Source organism: Mycoplasmopsis glycophila, assembly GCF_900660605.1.
Classification (GTDB): domain Bacteria; phylum Bacillota_I; class Bacilli_A; order Mycoplasmatales; family Metamycoplasmataceae; genus Mycoplasmopsis; species Mycoplasmopsis glycophila.
The window spans coordinates 457473-475492 of the sequence record NZ_LR215024.1 but is presented as its reverse complement, the minus strand read 5'-3'; the positions used below and the strand labels follow the sequence as shown (position 1 = coordinate 475492).

The 18020-nt window shown below is 27.1% G+C and carries 13 protein-coding genes and 2 tRNA genes; 4 read left to right on the top strand and 11 right to left on the bottom strand.

Annotation, left to right across the window (positions count from 1 at the left end):
• Positions 1-1092: 1092 nt before the first annotated feature.
• The 7 genes from EXC46_RS01940 to tpiA form a co-directional block, all read right to left on the bottom strand.
• A complete protein-coding gene (locus EXC46_RS01940) occupies positions 1093-3207 on the bottom strand; it encodes a hypothetical protein (protein WP_027333522.1) in 2115 nt (704 codons plus the stop codon).
• Positions 3207-4004, bottom strand: a complete 798-nt coding sequence (locus tag EXC46_RS01935) for an ABC transporter permease (RefSeq protein WP_027333521.1) — start codon at positions 4002-4004, stop codon at positions 3207-3209. Before EXC46_RS01935 ends, EXC46_RS01940 begins: the two co-directional genes overlap by 1 nt.
• Positions 3997-4836 (bottom strand): ABC transporter permease, encoded by an 840-nt coding sequence (locus tag EXC46_RS01930; protein WP_027333520.1) that lies wholly within the window; start codon positions 4834-4836, stop codon positions 3997-3999. Before EXC46_RS01930 ends, EXC46_RS01935 begins: the two co-directional genes overlap by 8 nt.
• A complete protein-coding gene (locus EXC46_RS01925; RefSeq protein ID WP_044888866.1) occupies positions 4820-6205 on the bottom strand; it encodes an ABC transporter ATP-binding protein in 1386 nt (461 codons plus the stop codon). Before EXC46_RS01925 ends, EXC46_RS01930 begins: the two co-directional genes overlap by 17 nt.
• A gap of 59 nt (positions 6206-6264) precedes the next feature.
• Complete coding sequence (locus EXC46_RS03740) at positions 6265-6414, bottom strand: hypothetical protein (protein WP_156932088.1); 150 nt, start codon at positions 6412-6414, stop codon at positions 6265-6267.
• Positions 6415-6606: 192 nt separating this feature from the next.
• Positions 6607-8538 carry a type 2 periplasmic-binding domain-containing protein gene (locus EXC46_RS01920; RefSeq protein ID WP_052353008.1) on the bottom strand — a complete coding sequence of 644 codons (1932 nt, stop codon included), beginning with the start codon at positions 8536-8538 and terminating at the stop codon, positions 6607-6609.
• A gap of 48 nt (positions 8539-8586) precedes the next feature.
• On the bottom strand, positions 8587-9321 hold the full coding sequence (gene tpiA, locus EXC46_RS01915; RefSeq protein ID WP_027333518.1) for a triose-phosphate isomerase: 735 nt from the start codon (positions 9319-9321) through the stop codon (positions 8587-8589).
• A 92-nt stretch (positions 9322-9413) separates the two neighbouring features.
• On the opposite strand from tpiA, the gene recU reads away from it, so the two are divergent.
• Positions 9414-9899: a Holliday junction resolvase RecU gene (recU, locus tag EXC46_RS01910; RefSeq protein WP_044888864.1), complete on the top strand. Its 486-nt coding sequence runs from the start codon at positions 9414-9416 to the stop codon at positions 9897-9899.
• Between the two features lie 69 nt (positions 9900-9968).
• On the opposite strand, the gene EXC46_RS01905 is transcribed toward recU, so the two are convergent.
• The 4 genes from EXC46_RS01905 to EXC46_RS01890 all read right to left on the bottom strand — a co-directional run bounded on the left by EXC46_RS01905 (position 9969) and on the right by EXC46_RS01890 (position 13730).
• Positions 9969-10250 carry an HU family DNA-binding protein gene (locus tag EXC46_RS01905; RefSeq protein ID WP_027333516.1) on the bottom strand — a complete coding sequence of 94 codons (282 nt, stop codon included), beginning with the start codon at positions 10248-10250 and terminating at the stop codon, positions 9969-9971.
• A gap of 354 nt (positions 10251-10604) precedes the next feature.
• Positions 10605-10695, bottom strand: a tRNA-Ser gene (locus EXC46_RS01900).
• A 67-nt stretch (positions 10696-10762) separates the two neighbouring features.
• Positions 10763-12493: a GIY-YIG nuclease family protein gene (locus tag EXC46_RS01895; RefSeq protein ID WP_027333515.1), complete on the bottom strand. Its 1731-nt coding sequence runs from the start codon at positions 12491-12493 to the stop codon at positions 10763-10765.
• Between the two features lie 52 nt (positions 12494-12545).
• Positions 12546-13730 (bottom strand): phosphoglycerate kinase, encoded by a 1185-nt coding sequence (locus EXC46_RS01890; RefSeq protein ID WP_027333514.1) that lies wholly within the window; start codon positions 13728-13730, stop codon positions 12546-12548.
• Between the two features lie 153 nt (positions 13731-13883).
• Here EXC46_RS01890 and EXC46_RS01885 point away from each other — a divergent pair.
• The 3 genes from EXC46_RS01885 to EXC46_RS01875 all read left to right on the top strand — a co-directional run bounded on the left by EXC46_RS01885 (position 13884) and on the right by EXC46_RS01875 (position 18010).
• A tRNA-Leu gene (locus EXC46_RS01885) sits at positions 13884-13968 on the top strand.
• Between the two features lie 168 nt (positions 13969-14136).
• Positions 14137-14487, top strand: coding sequence for a hypothetical protein (locus tag EXC46_RS01880; protein ID WP_027333513.1), 351 nt, complete (start codon positions 14137-14139; stop codon positions 14485-14487).
• Positions 14480-18010, top strand: a complete 3531-nt coding sequence (locus EXC46_RS01875; RefSeq protein ID WP_052353006.1) for a DEAD/DEAH box helicase — start codon at positions 14480-14482, stop codon at positions 18008-18010. The genes EXC46_RS01880 and EXC46_RS01875 overlap by 8 nt, the downstream gene beginning before the upstream one ends.
• Positions 18011-18020: the final 10 nt, after the last annotated feature.

Here is an 18020-nt window from a genome sequence, read left to right as displayed (position 1 = left end):
CAAACACCTTAAAAAGCTTTTTACTCCAACGTAATCTCTAGCACAACAAAAAGATATTACAAAACAACAAAAGAACTGACTTTAATTTCTTAGTCATTTTTTTAATAAAATTAGAAAAATAGAAATATAAGCCAATTAATTTGGCTTTTTTCTCGCTTTTCCGCAGATGATAAAAGTTGCAAGATTGCACATTTTGGATGGTTTTTATAGATATATCACAAAAGAAAATCTAAAATGTTAAATTATGAATGAATAATAAATAGAGCTTGATTTTAATGATTTTAGTTTCTTTTAAATTTATTTCTCAAAATTTTAGTAATAACATATTAAAAACAAAATTTAACAATAAAGAGGCATCATTATAGAATGCAGCTTCAAGACATTTGAATAAATAATTTTTTCAAAATTCATTAATTACTTGAGAAAAAACAAAAATACCACTTTTGTATTTTAAAAAATGATATTTTTTTTGTTGCGTCAGAGATTAGGCTCTAGCAATTTAATTTGATAAGTTTCCTTTTTAGTAACATCGAAAAATTTACGTTAAATTGTATTACAAAGAAATTGCCTATTAAAAAAGTTCCTTAAATCTACAAGTTTATAAAGATAGATTAACTAAATCTTATCTTTATACTTTTTTTGTTCTTGTTTAGTTCTTTTTGAGTGCAAAAGCACTTTTTTCTTATCTACTTAATGTTAGGGAATCTTTGAGGTTTTCTAACTGGAAAGGAGGAAAATGTTCTCAAAACATTTTTTTGAAAGAAAGGAATATGAATATTAAGTTATTTTTGATTTTCTTAATATTGCTAGTTATACTAGCTATTTTGAGAACAAAATAAGCTAATATATATTACCTCCTTTCGAAAAAGAAAAAAACACCTTCTGGCGGAAGGTGTTTTTCTATGGAAACGAGGTCCATGTTCTGAAAACATTACATTGAAATTATACAACTTTTAAAAAAGTTTGTTGAAAAATAAAAAATTTAAGGCTGTGTCAAAAAATGGTAGTTTTTGTCACGTTGGATATTACACTCTAGCAACAAACTTTTACGAGTGTATTTTCGCTTTTTTAATGATATGAAGTAAAGATCTATTAAGATTTAGTTTTCTCACGATAATAGGTTGTAATTAAGCTGTAAAGCTGATCATTGATTGGTGATAATGATTTATGAATAGTGTGCTGACTATTAACAATTTCATAAAGGTTAATTGCTTCGCTGTCAAGACCATCAACTGGATCAGCAAAATAATTTCTCAGTACAATTTCATAGTCAATGTTCATTGAAGGAGTATAGTTAATGTATGAGAAATTATTGATATTTAAATGATCAGCTAAAGTTTGATCATCTTCTAGATCAATAAACGCTACTATTCGAGCTAAAGTTGTCACAAAAGTTTCATTTTTTTCTTCTTCTGTTTCTAATTCTTTGATATCAGTTACAAAACTGTTATTTTCTTCAAGGAAGCTTAATAACATTTTGTGGATTAAACGTTCTTCCATTGATTCAAATTCTAAAGCTTCAATAGTTTCAATCGAGTCACCTTCAGCGTTATTTATCGCTGCAATAAGTTTATTAACAAAATCTTGTTTTTCTTCTTTTAAGAATAAGCTAATTAAAGTAGGAGCGTAATTTACTCTTTTTTCCAAATCCACATCTTCAACATCAGAACTTGAGTTAAGGAAGTTTGAATGAAGCTTTCTAAAATCATAGAATTCATTAAAGTGTTTTTCATTTTTTGCGCTAGAAAGATCGATAATTGAATGTAAATGATCCATGATTTCAGGAAGCGCTGCTTCTAAATCTTCTTCTAATTCAAGCTTTTGAATAATGTTGTTTGTTTTAATTTCTTTTCATAAATGTGCAATTTGAAATTCTGTAAATTTATTAGTTATATTTTGTTCAAAGTCATTAAATAAAATTTCATTGTAGTTTTCTTTAATATTTTTAAACTCATTTTTCAAATTAGCATAAAGGCTATTTCCAAGATTTTCTAAATATCTATTATTACTCTCATCAGTGTTATTAGCAGAAAATACAACTCCATCGACAAGAAGCAAGTTATGCTTTGGTTTAATAGATTTAATTGATCCATCGATTGATCAACCTGGTAAATTATCAGCTCCATAATAAGCATCTAAACCATCACCGTTATACATAATGGCAGCTTGAACATCTAATCTACTCAAATTAATTAAATTATTAAGCAATTCAAGACCATCTCCTTTAAATGAAATGTGATCACTATTTGTAACTTTATATCCTGTACCATCATGAACTAAATCAGTAAAAGCATCAATTAATTCTTTATAAGTTTTAAACTCAACATCTCCTGTAAAATCACCGGCAGTTCTTCTTCCATCAGCTTTTTTTCAGTAGCTCGATCCATAAAGCATATTATCCCTGAGAGCATCAGTGATAGTTCATGAAGTATAGCCTGTATTATGTAATTTATGCAAGATATTAACTAGATCGTTGGGAGATTCGGTTCCATCAATTAATTGATTGTCTGCATTATTAAAATCAATATTTGCAAGTTCTTCTACACTTGTTTCGATTTCTGGAAAATCGCTTAACGATCAATCATCTCTACTTTCTTTTGAGATTGTATTAAGCACACTTTTAGCATATTCAGGGTTTTTCTTAAGAAGGCTATAAGCTACTACCATATCTTGTGAATAATATGGTAAAAAATATTCTCAAAATTCATCAATTACAACTTTTCCATCTTCTAGTACACTTGTTAAACGATCTCCATTTTTGTCTACTAAAAACTTATCGTAACTAGTTAAGTGATCTCAAATTTCTTTTCTTAAAATTGTTTGTAAAGCGTTTTTGATAATTTGACGTTTTTGTGAAGCTGAATATTTAGATGAACTGAGGTCTTCATCTTCAAAAAGTATTTCATAATTAATCTTTTTAAGAAGGTGTTTTTGGATTAAAGAAGCTGCTAAAAAGTCAGTTCCAATTCCTGCTGCTGCTTTATGATTAATTAAAGCGTTAGTAAATTGATTGATTTCATCAAATTGTTTGTAGTCAAATTCATTTCTCAAGTATTCTTGATTGTCATTTGACATATATGATTTATAGTTGTAAAAACTTGGTTTGAAAGGTTTGCTTGTTTTATAACTTGCAATACCTATAGTTGCTCCAGTTATAGCTACTAGTCCGGCTGTTATTCCTAATGCTGTTTTCGAAAATTTTTTCATTATTTATTTTTTCCTTTATCTAATTTAACAAATGTATAAATAATATTTCCGATGATTGTAGCAAAAAGAACGATTGAACCTAAAACAAGTCCTCATGGTTCAAATGCTCCTTCATAAAGTTTAGTACCTAATGTTGAAGCATTTGAAACTGTTCTAGCAATAATAAAATCATCAAAACTTAAAACCGATGAAACAACTATAACCATAATAATACTTGGGAGCATATAAACTAAATAAGTTTTGAATCAAGATCTGATTCTTGAATAACCAAGATCCTGTGAAGCTTCAAATAAGTTATTATTAAACTTCTCGCTTCTTGGTAACATTAACATAATTCCATATGGAAGTGCCATGATAGTGTGACCAATGATTAATCTTAAAAACCCTTCATTTTCAGTTGCGATAGTTCCAAAAGCAACACCAAAAACTAAAACAAGTCCAATAGCTGTGATGTTATCTGGGTTGATAAGCGGAATGTTTGATGTTCCTTGAACCACAGGTTTTAAAACTTTACTTTTTTGTTTATATAAAGAATAAACAGTAATTAAACTAAAAGTTACAACTAAAAAACTTACAATAATAGCTAATAAAATTGTATTAGCAAGAGCTAAATCACGTCCATTATCAAGTAATTCACGATAATTATCTAGAGTTGTTTCTGTAAAGTAAGGGTTAAACTCTCCTTTGGGTGATTTTTGGTTAAAGCTAAAGACAACACCAAAAACTAAAGGAATATAAACTACCAATAAAATTAAATAAATATAACTTCTTTTTAAAATTGTAGAAAGTCTACTCATAATAAGCTCCTTTCTTAAATTTAAAAATTAATTTTGGAATAATTAAAAATAATGAATAAATTCCAATAAAGATTGCTGATACAACAATAACAAGAGCACTTCCCGCTTCTAGGTCAAATTTATTTCCAGGGTTAATTTTTGAGTTAATTAAATCTCCAATCAATTGGAATTGTGAACCGTCTGGTAAAAGTTTACTTGAAATAATAAATGTTGTTGCACTTGCTAAAAAGATCATTGCAAGTCCACTTAAAATAGCTTTTGTTCCATAAGGAATAATAACTTTAAAAATAGTTTGAAAGTCATTATAACCTAGGTCATTTGAAGCTTCTACAATGTTTTTAGGCATATCTTTAAAGACAGTATAAAGAGGCATAACCATAAGTGGTAGATTTAAATATGTAAGCCCAAAAATTATGAAAAGTTCAGAGTTTAATGCATTTGGATTTGTTGCAAAAATTGCTAAAAATAAACCTTTAATAGAATAAATTCTTGCAATTGTGAAAATAGCCATCGGCGAAATAATTAAACTGAGTGCATAAATTTGAAAAATTTTACTTTTTGAAGTTGAAATAAAATAAGAGTATGGAAAAGCAATAATTAAACATAAAAATGCCGAAATAAGTCCTACATATAAACTTCTTCAAATAATCTTTCATGTACTTAAACTTGTCACAAGTTGTCAGCTACTAAATTCAGAATCACTAAATTTAAAAGCATTAATAATAATGAATGTAATTGGTAAAACAATCAAAAAGATTGCAACCAATAAATAAGGTACTGCTAAAATCATTTTTTCATTGAGATTTAATTCTTTTTTAATTTTGGAAAGCATCGTTTGAATAATCTCACTTTGGATCTTTTTTCATTAAATGAATTGAATCAATTGTTCATGATAAATAAACTTTATCATTTAAGTCAAAGTTTTTAGCAGTTTCTACGTAAATAATATCGTCGTTTTCTGTTTCTACAGCAAGGTAGTAGTAACTTCCACGATATTGAATATCTTTAATTTTTCCTTTAATTTTTCCTTTAACATTTTTTGGTTCTAAAACAATATCAATATCTTCAGGTCTAATTAAAGCATCTACTTGATTTGAATCACTGAATTCACTAAAATCGTGAATTGTTTTAAATTCCTTACCAAGCATTCTAACATTTCCGTTTTGTAAAATTTTAGCATCAAAAATATTTGAATTACCAATAAATTTTGCTACTCAAATATTGACTGGATAGTCATAAATATTTTTTGGAGTGTCATATTGTTCGATAACTCCACCCCTCATAATAGCAATACGATCTGATAATTCTAACGCTTCATCTTGATCGTGAGTAACGAAAATAAAAGTAAGTCCTAATTCTTGTTGAATGTTTCTTAATAAAACTTGCATTTTTTCACGAATTTTAGCATCAAGTGCACTGAGCGGTTCATCTAATAAAAGTATTTCAGGTTCAATAACCAAACTACGTGCAAGAGCTACACGTTGTTTCATACCACCACTTAATTGTGAAATAGATTTCTTTTCATTACCTTTAAGTCCAACTATTTCAATAATTTTTTGGATTTTATCATCAATTTCTTTTTTAGTCATTTTACGTTTAAAGTAACGATTTTCAAATGATTCTACTTTTTGACTCACGTAGTTTTCTCAATATGAATATTGGAAATCTGAATCATCTAATCAATCTTGACGTTTACGGTATTGACGTGTACCTGGAATTAAGTTTTCTAATTCATTTGTGTATTGTTCTTGAATTTTGTCAAGTTCTTTCATTTTAGCTTCAGCTTTAGCTATTCATTGTGCTTTTTTAGTTTCTAAAAGATTAATATGCTTTTCGCTAATTTCTTCTTTTTGAATTTTCTTAAGTTTAAGTCCGTAAGCGATGTTACCCTCAACATTTAAATGCGGAAATAAAGCATAATCTTGGAAGATTGTAGATACATTTCTTTTGTGTGGGTATAAATCTTTGATATCTCTACCATTAAATTTAATCTCTCCCCTTGTAGCTCACTCAAATCCACCTAATAATCTCAAGATTGTAGTTTTACCACTTCCTGATGGACCAAGTAAAGTAACAAATTCTCCACGCTCAATTTTAAGATCAACGCTATAAAGAACTGTTTTATCGTCAAATTCTTTAACAACTTCTTTTAATTCAATAATAGGTAAGTTGCTTTTTTTCTTTTTATTATTAATTGCCATATGGTTCCCTTCCTTTTTATATAAGTAGACCTAAAAGTCTAAATAATGTTTGCTAAAAATTAGCAAAAAGCAGAAGGGGAGACACTATCAGAATAATTTTCGTAATATTCAACAAAAACGAAACGAAAAACAGGATAGTTGAATCCTGAAAAAACTTCAAAAATATGTTTAACATTAATTTTCTGTATTAAGTCGTTTTTGTTTTTCATAGTATTTATATATTTTACTTTAAATAGATAAAAAAGTAATATTTTTTTGATTTTTTTCAATGATTCAATATCTCTAAAAAAGTTCGTTTAGCACTATAATCAAGTTTCAAAAGTCAAAGATGCGCATTTTTTATAATTATAGATTTTCAAACAATAAAAAACTCCGCATATTTATTTTGCGGAGCTAATTTTTTATGATTTTGTGAGATTAAAATATTCAATATTAATCTTGCTTTGTAATTTTTTACTAATTGGTGCAAGAGCTTTATGAATATTGTTGTTATTATTTATAATTTCGTATATTTTAATAACGGTTTCATTTTGTCCATTTTCAAAATCTAGGAAATAATTTCTTAAAACTAATTCATAGAGCGAATTTTCAACAGGTACATAACGAACATAATTAAAATTATCAATGTAATAATTTCGATCTGATACTAGTTCGTTTTGTAACTGGAGAGCAACGATTACCCGAGCTAGAATTAGAGCTTTCTCATTTTTAGTTTTATTTTCAAGATTTACAATGTTATGAGTAATTTGATATTGATCAATTAATCTTTTGAGAACTAACTCAAAATTATCTTTTGGCTCGAATTCTTCTTTCAAAATAGCGTCAATTAAATCAAACTTATTGTTAAGTAAATAATTTTGAACTAAACCAGGTAAATAAGAAATTCTATCGTTAATATTTACACTTTCGCTAGTTTTACCTTCTACAAATAATTGATATTTCTTTCTAGTTTCATAAAATTCTTCTAATTTTGAGAAATTATCAAAATTAGTTAAATCAATAAGAGGGGAAACTAAATTAATAAAATCTTCAATTTGCTCATTTGTGAGATTAAAACTTTCTAATTCTATTTTTTTAAGATTTTCTCAATCTTTTAAATATAAATATTCATTAAGAACTTTTTCGTTATTTAGAAGATTGTTTTTGTTTTCAGTTTTGAGCTGCTTAATAATTTGATATTTATTTTTTAAATTTTCATAAACACTATTTGAAAGAACTTTTAAATAATTTTTTTTGCTTTCTTCAGAACCGTTTTTAGCAACTACAAGTCCATCGATTAGCAAAATGTTGTGTTTCGGTTTAATTCCTCTGATTTGACCGTCTTTTTTAAGCTCCGGAAAATGTTCTGAACCATAATAAGCATTCATTGCATCACCATTGTACATAATAGCTGCCGCATAATCTTTATAGTCAGGATTTAAAACATTTCGAATAATCTCAAGACTGTCTCCTTTAAGACTGATATGATTATAATCTTTGAGACTATATCCCATCGAATCAAAAATCAAGTCATTAAAGTATTTTAAAAGTTCTGGGTAAGTTTTATCAGTTACATCACCAGTAAATTTATCACTAATTCTATTACCATTTGGTAATTTTCAGTAACTTGAACCGTAAAGCATATTGTCTCTAATTGCATCAGTAATAGTAAGATGATTAAAACCATTTGCTTTTAAAGTTTTTAAGATATTAACTAAATTATGAGTGTTTTCTTGACCATATTTAGCTTGATTTGATAAACTATCAAAATCAATTTCTTCTGAATTTATTTTTTTGTTTTCAGGCTTAATTGAAACTTTGGTGACATTATATCCCACAATAGCATCTTGAGAATAATATGGAACAAAATACTCTCAAAATTCAGTTGGATGAACACCATCAGTTCAATTAGATAATAAAGGTTTTTGGTTTTGATCAATTAAGTATTTGTTATAACTTTCTAAATGATCTCAAATTTCTTTACGATAAAGTGATTTTAAAGCACTTTTGACATCATTATAACTTCGTAAAGAAGAATCATCTAATAAAACTGAATAATCAATTTTTGTAATTAAACCTTCTTTAATTAAGTTGACAGCTTGGAAATCTGAACCAATTCCAGCTGCTGCTTTATTATTAGTTAAAGCTTTACCAAATTCATTAATTTCATCAAAAACTTTGTATTGAAAAAAGCGATTTAAATACTCTTCATTTTTTTCAGAAATATATGATTTATAGTTAAAAAAACTTGGTTTAAAAGGGTGTGTAATTTTATATCCAAGAGCACCAAACCCGATTGCTCCAATGGCAAAGATGCCTGATATTAAGTAAATAATCTTTTTTGAAATCTTCATGTAGTCGTACCTAGATTTTAAAAATAAAAGTTGCTTTAAAAAGCAACATTATTTACCTAAAGTTAATAACTTTACAAAACTTTCAGCTTCTAGTGAAGCTCCACCAACTAAAAATCCGTCGATGTCTTTTTGTTTTGAAAGTTCTTCAATATTTTTTGGACTAACACTTCCACCATATTGAACAACTAATTCTTTAGAAGTAATTTCATGTATGTATTCACAAACTTCTTGTGCAATTTCTGGAGTTGCTACTTTACCTGTTCCGATTGCTCAAATTGGTTCGTATGCAACAATGATTTTTGATAAATCTAAATCATTAACAGATTTTTCAATTTGCTCTTTAACAACTTGTTTTGTTTGCCCAGCTTCATATTGTGCTAGTGTTTCTCCAACACAAATCACAGGGATTAAGTTGTTTTCTAATGCTAATTTAGCTTTTTCATAAACAAATTCATTTGTTTCACCATAGTATTCTCTTCTTTCAGAGTGACCTAAAATTACATATTTAACATTTAGATCTAATAACATTGCTGGTGAAATTTCGCCTGTAAAAGCACCTTGTGTTTTATTTGACATATTTTGTGCTGCTAATTTTAAATTTGCAACTTGATTGCTTTTGAATGCTGCTAAATTAGTAAATGGTGCAGCAATAGCAAAATCAACATTTTCGATTAATTTTGATTTGTTTAAATTATATTCGTTGTGGAACTTTGTTAAAAATTCTTCTGTTTCAGAAAAAGTTTTATTCATTTTTCAGTTCCCGATAATAACCATTTTTTTCATTTTTTCTCCTTGAACATTTTTAACTTTTTAAAATTTTAAAGTATATTTATTTTTTTTGTAAAAATTTACCAAAAAAATTATCTATTATATGTATGAGAAAAAGCAAAAACAAAGGTATGTTTTTAGAAAACATCATTAATAACTCAATTAAATATTATTGAGAAAACAAGATAGCATTTATTGAAAAGAAAGAAACTCCAATTAAGTTTTATAAAGTTACCGAAAATAAAGGAAATAAGCAAATCGAAGGAAAATTATTTTCTAAAAGTACAGTTGATTATATCGGAATGTATCAAGGTAAGTTTATCTGTTTTGAAGCAAAAAGTTCAGAAAATGACCGCTTTTCGTACAAAAACATTAAAAAACATCAAATTAATTATTTAAACATTATCGAAGAAAACGGTGGCCTTGCTTACTTTATTTTTTACTTTGCCTCAAAAGATATTTTCTTATTAACCAAAGCTTCATTAATTAAGAAACATATGTCAAATCACTCATCAATAAAGCTAGAAGAACTTGTTTTAATATCTGTTATCTTAGATCTTGAATTTCCTGGTATTATAAATATCTTCAAATAAAAAAGCCTTTCTCATTGGTTAAGAAAGGCTGAATGAATGAAATTTTTAAGAGAAATTAAATTTAAAATATTATGCTTTGATATCAATTTGGTCACGTAAATATTTTGACGGTTTATATTTAATAACACGTCTTTGTGGCACTTGTTGTTCTTGTTTTGTAAATTTGTTTTGAATTGTTCTTGATTGTTTTACAACTGTCGAGAAGATTCCTAATTTAGAAAGTCTAACTTTTTCTTCTGTAATTAATTGTTCTTTAAGAACAAAAACCATTGAATCAAAAACTTTTTCTACCACTTTTGGTTCTAAGTCTGCATATTCTGCGACTTCTACTATGAAATCTTTTTTTGTCATATGTCTCCTATATTAATGTTTTTTACACTTATATTATATTATAAAAAAAATTTTTTTATTTTTTTAAGCCTATTTTTAAGATATTTTGGGAAAAAAATATTTTTTTTAGCATTTTCGGTCTTTTCAAACTAATAATAAAATAAAAAAAACAAGGAATTTAGTTCCCTGCAAAATTAAATATATATAAATTATAAAACATATAATTAGAGACATTAGTCTATAAACTGATAATATTTATTTCTCTTAAAGTAATAGATAAAGAAAGAAAGAATGTTTTAAAATGTTATTTTAATATTTTGTCTATTAACAAAATTACAAATTAATAAAAAGAGATAAAAAATCAAAATAAAAAAATGGCGGAACAGAGAGGATTTGAACCTCCGCGGGAGTTGCCTCCCCTACAGTCTTAGCAGGACCGCCTCTTCAGCCTCTTGAGTACTGTTCCAAATTTATATGTATATTATACATTAAAAAAACCGGAACAAAAGAAATTTATTTGTTTCAAAAGAAAACTATTTGCTTTGTTTTAAGTTTTCAGTAATGATTTTAGCCACTTTTTTATTAGTAACACTTGCTATTTGATCAAAACTAGCATTATAAATAGCGCTATAGTCTTTAAAATTTTCTAAAAGGATTTTTTCTGTTTTAGGACCTATTCCTTTAAGTTGTCCTAATTTGCTTTCAAATGAAGTTACTAAATGTTTTTTTCTCATAAAACTTTTAGCAAACCTATCAACTTCGATTTGCATTTGAGAAAAAAGATTGTGCAGATCAGTCGAAATTTGAATTTCATTAAAATTAGAGTCGATTAAATTTTGTGTTTTGTGATAATCGTTTTTAACAAGACCAAAAACTTTATTATTTAAATTTGCCTCTTGAAGAGCATAGAGTGCTTCATTAATTTGTTGTCTTCCACCATCCACAATAAAAATATCGTTTGGTTTAATTTGGTTTTTGTCGCTATTTAAAAAGCGAGCAATTGTTAAATACATGTATTCGACATCGCTTTTTCTTGTCATATCATTCACAAAACTTTCATGGTTAAATTTACGATATAAGCTTTTATTTTTTTCTAAATTAGAATAAGCTATTGCAACCCCAACAATATAACTGTTATTTAAATTAGAATTATCAAAAAGATAAATATTTCCGATTTTATTTGACTCATTTAAAACTTTTTCAATCTCTTGTTGTAATTTTTCTTTTTTGTGATTTTTTAAAATAATTTCAGAATGAAAAAGCTCATAATTTATTTGATTATTTTTATTGGCTTGTTCAATAATTTGTTTGATTTTACCTATTTTTGGAAAGGTTAATTTTTGTTGAAAATGATCGTCGTCTAAACTTAAATCACTATACTTCGAATCTAAAACAATTTGATCTGGTAGTTCATTAAACTTGTAAAACTCATGAAAAAAATTATTTAGAATTTCATCTAAAATTCCAACTTTTTCAAAACTGAATTTTAAATGTGCTATTTGCACACCAAAACGATAGAGAAGAGAATAAATAAAAACATAATTATCTTTTTCGTAAATCGAAAAAACATCAATGTTTTTGAAGTTAGAAATTTCTACAATTTGTTGCTCTTTCATTTTTTCTAAAACATGAATAGAATTTTTATATTCTAGTGCAACTTCAAAATTTAAGCTTTCTGCAGCTTGATGCATTTTTTCAGTAAGTAAATTAATAAAAGTATTATCTTTTAATTTTAACAGTTCAATTGCTTGATTAAACTTTTTTTGTCAAACAAGAAAATTATCTTCGGTAATTAGTAAACCATTTTTATAAAGAAAAAGTCTTTGAAGAATATGCGTAAGCTCTCTTGCCGAAGTTCCTTTAGGAAAAGGTCCATAATAAAATGAATTGTCGTTTTTTTTATTAGTTCTAAAAGAGGTATAAATTTCTAATTTTTCACTTAATTTAATTGCAATATAAGGGTATCTTTTATCATCCATTAATTGAATGTTAAACGGAGGTTTATGAATTTCAATATAGTTTTTTTCTAAAATGTATGCCTCTTGTTCAGTTGAGCAAACAAAAATATCAAATCCAGCTATTTCGCTGACCATTTTAGTAGTTTTGTATGAATTAATTGAACCTTTAAAATACTGATGCATTCGATTAAAAAGGTTTTTTGCTTTACCAACATAAATAACATCATTGTTTTCGTTTTTTCATAAATAAACACCTGGTTTTTTAGGAACTTGTTTTAGTTTATTTTGTAACTCTTGTTGATTCATAATTAAATGATAAAGAAAAAAATCAACAATAGTTGATTTTTCTTTCTTTATTTTATTTATTTTGAACTGATGTAACACCAGGTAATTCTAAACCTTGAAGTAGTTCTAAACTTGCTCCACCACCTGTTGAAACGTGAGAGAATTTATCTTCCATTCCTAATTTTTCAACAGCAGCAACAGAATCACCACCACCTACAACTGAATAAGCATCTTTTAATCCAGCAATAGCTTTACATACAGCTAATGTTCCTTCTTTGAAGTTATCAAATTCTGTAACTCCCATAGGCCCGTTTCATACAACTGTTTTAGCTCCTTTTAAAGCTTCTTGGAAAGCAGCAATTGATTTAGGCCCTAAATCTAATCCCATAAATCCATCTGCAATATCGCCTTCAAATAAAGTTCCTTTTACATCTGCAAATTTATCAGCACATAAGTGGTCGACAGGTAAAATTACTTTATCACCGTATTTTTCTAAAAAGTTTTTAGCTAATTCTAGGTAATCATTTTCTACTAATGAATTACCAATTTTGTGCCCTTGAGCTTTTAAGAATGTATATGCCATTCCACCACCAATAATCATTTTATCAGCGATTTTGATTAAGTTTTCTAAAACTTGAATTTTGTCTGAAACTTTTGCTCCACCAATAATAGCAACATATGGGTGTTCTGGATTTTTAATAGCTTTTTCTAATGAAGAAACTTCTTTCTCCATTAAGTATCCTAATGCACTTTCAGCAATATTAGAAGCAATTCCACTATTTGAAGCGTGAGCACGGTGTGCTGTTCCAAAAGCGTCATTTACAAAAACATCTCCTAATGAAGCTCAATATTTACCAAGTTCTGGGTTATTTTTGCTTTCTGCTTTATTATTTAAATCTTCATAACGTGTGTTTTGAACTAATAAAACATCTCCATCTTTCATGTTTTTAATAGCTTCTTCTAAAACTTGACCACGTGTTTGATCAACAAAAACAACTGGTTGTTTTAATTGTTGAGCAAGTTCAACAGCAACTGGTTTTAAAGTTTTTGATGCTAAATCTTCTTGTGTTTTTACTCTACCTAAATGTGAAAATAAAATAGCTTTTCCACCATCTTTAACAATTTTTTGAATTGTTGGCAATGCAGCAGAAATTCTTTTAGTTGAAGTAATAACACCATTTTTTACTGGAACGTTAAAGTCAACTCTAACTAAAACTTTTTTACCATGTAATTTTAAGTCATTAATAGTTTTTTTCATTGTTCTCCTCTTTTTATCTTATGATGTGTAATATTATAATACAAAAATAGAACTATTATTAAAGCGATTAAGAATATTTTTAGAGAATATCTAAATTAAGAAATTAAATTTTCTTGTCTTTTGAAAAAAATGTTCTATAATATTAAAGCAAATGCCCGAGTGGTGAAATTGGCAGACACGCTAGACTAAGGATCTAGTGGAGCAATCCGTGCAGGTTCAAATCCTGTCTTGGGCACCATATCTACTTAAGGCCATGCACCTAAAAGGTGCATTTTTTTTATTTTTTGAAAGCCAGGAAGGTTTAAGAAATAATTTTAAAAGCTAAAATTAAGCATCAAAATACTTCCTGGTTATTAATAGAATATTAATAAAAGGTATTTTGAACATAAAATAGTATAATAAGAACATGAATAAATATAAGGCTAAAATTGTATGTTTAACAGTCTTAACTTTTGGACTTATTTGAATTAAATGAAGAAAACAAAAAAAACATACCAAGAACACAATTTATCAAGTGGACAAAATTCCATTTGACATAAAACAACTTAAAAACTTTTTAGGTGAAAAAGATAATATTTTAGAAATCGAAACTAAACCATCAAGAATTAATATTTTTGTGCAAGATGTTAAAAAAATTAAAGCAGAACAAATCAAAAATCTAAAAGGTATCACTGGAGTTTTTCTTAAAAGCAATAGTATTTCTTTAATTTTAGGAGAATTTTCACAAGCAGTAGCAAAGGAGCTTAAAAATGATTAATAATCAAAATAAATACAAAGTTATATTAGATAATCTACTAGAAGTATCAAATAATGATTCAGCAATTTTTACAAAAGTAAATGACAAGGATTACTTCGATATTTTATCTTTAATGACACTTGATGAATTTAAAAGAATTTGTAATGAAGAGGCTTTTGAAGTTAGCTTATATGAAATTGGATTAAGTAAAGTTATTACAAAATTAAAAGCATCAAATAATGTTGAAGAATTCGTGAATGTTTTAAAAAATTGAACCAATATTTCAAGTGAAGAAATTGCACAAATTAAAGCAAACTATAAAAAAATGCGTGAGCATACAATTGGTAGTTTAGAAGTTAAAATTCAAAAATCGCTTTTGAAATGAAAAATTTTAAATGATAAAACCACAAATATCTTGGACGAAACAAATATTTGACCATTACATTTAGGTTTTCTTTTTGTATCTCTTCGAAAAGAAGATAAAGCTATTTATGCTCCTTTATTTTTTAAAGAAGTACACATTCATTTTAAAAATGGGCGTCCTTTTCTACGTTCAAATGGAGATATTAAAATTAATGAAAAATTACTTTTCTTTTTAAACAACCAAGGTTTTGACCTTTATTTAGATAGTGAAGTTAAGGAAAGCGAAATTAATACACTTCTTAAAAATTTACAAACAAACTGAAATGGTTTATATAGCATTCCATTAAATATTTGCGAAAACTTCAAGAAGTTTAGACCAGATGAAATCGAAAATCAATCATTAAGCTTTTATCCTGGTGCTGTGCTTGGGATCTTTCAACCTGGTGGCGGATTTTCTAGAACAAGAATGAAAGAAATCATTCAAAATGGTGAAATGGAAGAAATTATTGATGTAGAATTTAATAAAAATATTTATAAAAACAGAATTGATCGTTCAATTTTCAATCCAACTCTTGGTCTTTTTAAAATCACAGAGTCAAACTTTTCACAAGATCGTGCAATTTTAAGTGCTCTTAATCAAAACACTGTTATTTGAGGTCCTCCTGGAACAGGTAAATCACAAACAATTGTTAACCTTTTAGCTAATGTTTTAGTTTATGGTAAAACTGCAATTGTAGCATCACAAAAAAGAGCTGCTCTTGAAGTAATTTATCAAAGATTAAATAAATTAAACTGTTTTGCTCTTTTTGTTTCTAATTCAAAAGAAATGAAGAAAAATAGTTTTTATGAACCAATTCAAAATTATTTAGAATTAATTGAAAATTTTGATCAATATAACGAAATTAAACGTTGCAGTACTATAACAGAAGAAGAATTATCATTTATTTCAAAGGCAAGTGAATATCTTGGTGATCCTACTTCACAATTAGTCTTAAAAGCTTACTATTACATTAGTGTCCACAAAAAAGATATTAACTTTGAAAAAGATATCGATTTCTTACTCAGTTTACCAAAAGATATTTTCTATCCTGATCAACAATATAAAGGTAATACAGGTGAAGAATTAGCAAAAATCAATTTAGAATTGCCTAAATTTTTACACTTTGTTTCTAAATATTATCGTGAACTTAAAAAACTAGGAGACCAAATTGATAAAAATTTAGTTGGCTTTACAGGTAACTTACATGACTTAATCCAATTTATTAAACAAATTGGTTATGATAAAGAACAAGAAAATAATCCTTTTTCAAGAATTAATGAATTAATTGCTCTTGAAGATAAAATTTCATATGAAAATTCAATTTCAGATGAAAATTCAATCCGTAACATTGTACTTGAGAGAATCTTTAAGACTATTGCAAACTTTACAGATGAAGAAAAAGCTTTATACCGTGAGTTTGCTCAAAGCATTAGAATCGTCAACTATGAGCCTTATCGTTTCATTAAAAAATACGCTCCAATTATTAAGAAAATTTTCCCAATTATTATCGCAACACCTAACACAGATTTATCAGGATGAACAAAAAATGAGTTTGATTACGCAATTTTAGATGAATCAAGTCAAATTTACATTGAAAATGGATTACCAATTTTATATCTTGCTAAACGTAAGATTTTAGCTGGTGATACACAACAAATGAAACCAAGTAATTGATTTGGTGCAAGACAATCAGATGATTCTATTTTTGGTCAAGTAGATTCAATTTTAGATTACGCTTTATCTTTAGGAGTTTATCCAATCTTACTTGATAAAAACTATCGTTCAAACCATGCTGCTTTAATGACTTTTTCAAGTAAACACTTTTATAATTCAACTTTAGATGCAATCGATTCAGCAGATTCATGAAGTACAAACCCTGTTGAAGTGATCGAAGTTAAAGATGGGGTTTGAGAAAATCAAAAAAATGTAGCTGAAGCTAAAAAAGCAATTGAAATAGCTATTGAAAATCTAAATAAATACGAAAAAATTATCATCCTTGCTTTTAACGGAAAACAAAGCGATTATATAACATGATTAATTTTTAGAAATCATCCTGAATTAGAAGAAGCAATTAAAAAACGTAAACTTTTAATCAGAAATATCGAAAACATTCAAGGAGATGAAGCTGATTTAGTTATTGCTACTTTAGCATATGATAAAAACACAAAAATTGGTTACTCTTATGTAGCTAGACCGGGCGGAAAGAACGCTCTTAACGTTGCAATTTCACGTGCTAAAGATAAAATGATTGTTTTAAAAACAATTAAATCGAGCGATATTCCTTTAACTCCAAATATGCAAGACGACCTTAAAATTTTCAAAAAATGATTAGACTTTTTAGAATTATCAATTGAAGGTCGTAGAACACTTTTAAAAGATTCGTTTAAACAACCTGAAATTGTAAACCAAGTCTTAACAGAAAAAGAAAAATGATTCAAACTTGCTGTTTACACATACTTAAGAGAACTTGCTGTTCAAATTCCAAACTGTGAGATTTTTAGAGATTATGTCGTTGGATCGATGACTTTGGATATTGTTATTACAATTAACAAAATTCCATACAAAAGCTTTATTTTTGATACTTATAATTATTCATTTAAACCAGTAAATTATGCTCTTATGAGAGATAAAATTAGATTCTTTAAATCTAAAAAATACGACGTTTATGTAATCACTCCTATTTCATGAATTAAATTACAAAATGAAATTCTCAAAGATTTTAATCCAGGTGCAATCAACAGATTTTACACTAACTCAATAGCGAGTGCTACAAGTACTTACTTTATAAATAAAGAAATTGAACAAGAACAAGATAAAGATAGTGTCAAAAGCGAAATTGATATGTGAGTTGGTGTAGATGCAAATCAAATCGAAAACGCAACTAAAACAGTTCAAATTAACAAAGAAGAAATTGATAGTTTTAAAGAATTAAATAAATTCGAAATAAATTCACAAAATGTAAGTTGAAACAGTAGAAATACCGAAGAATACTTTAAAACAGTGAAAGTTTTTGTTGATGAAGAAACTGACACTAACCAAAATATTGAAGAGAATAACACCATAAACCCAGAACAAGAAAAACAAAATATTGAATCAAGTGCAAAACAAGAAGCAAATGATATTGATGAAATTAAATTCTAAACTGAAGAGT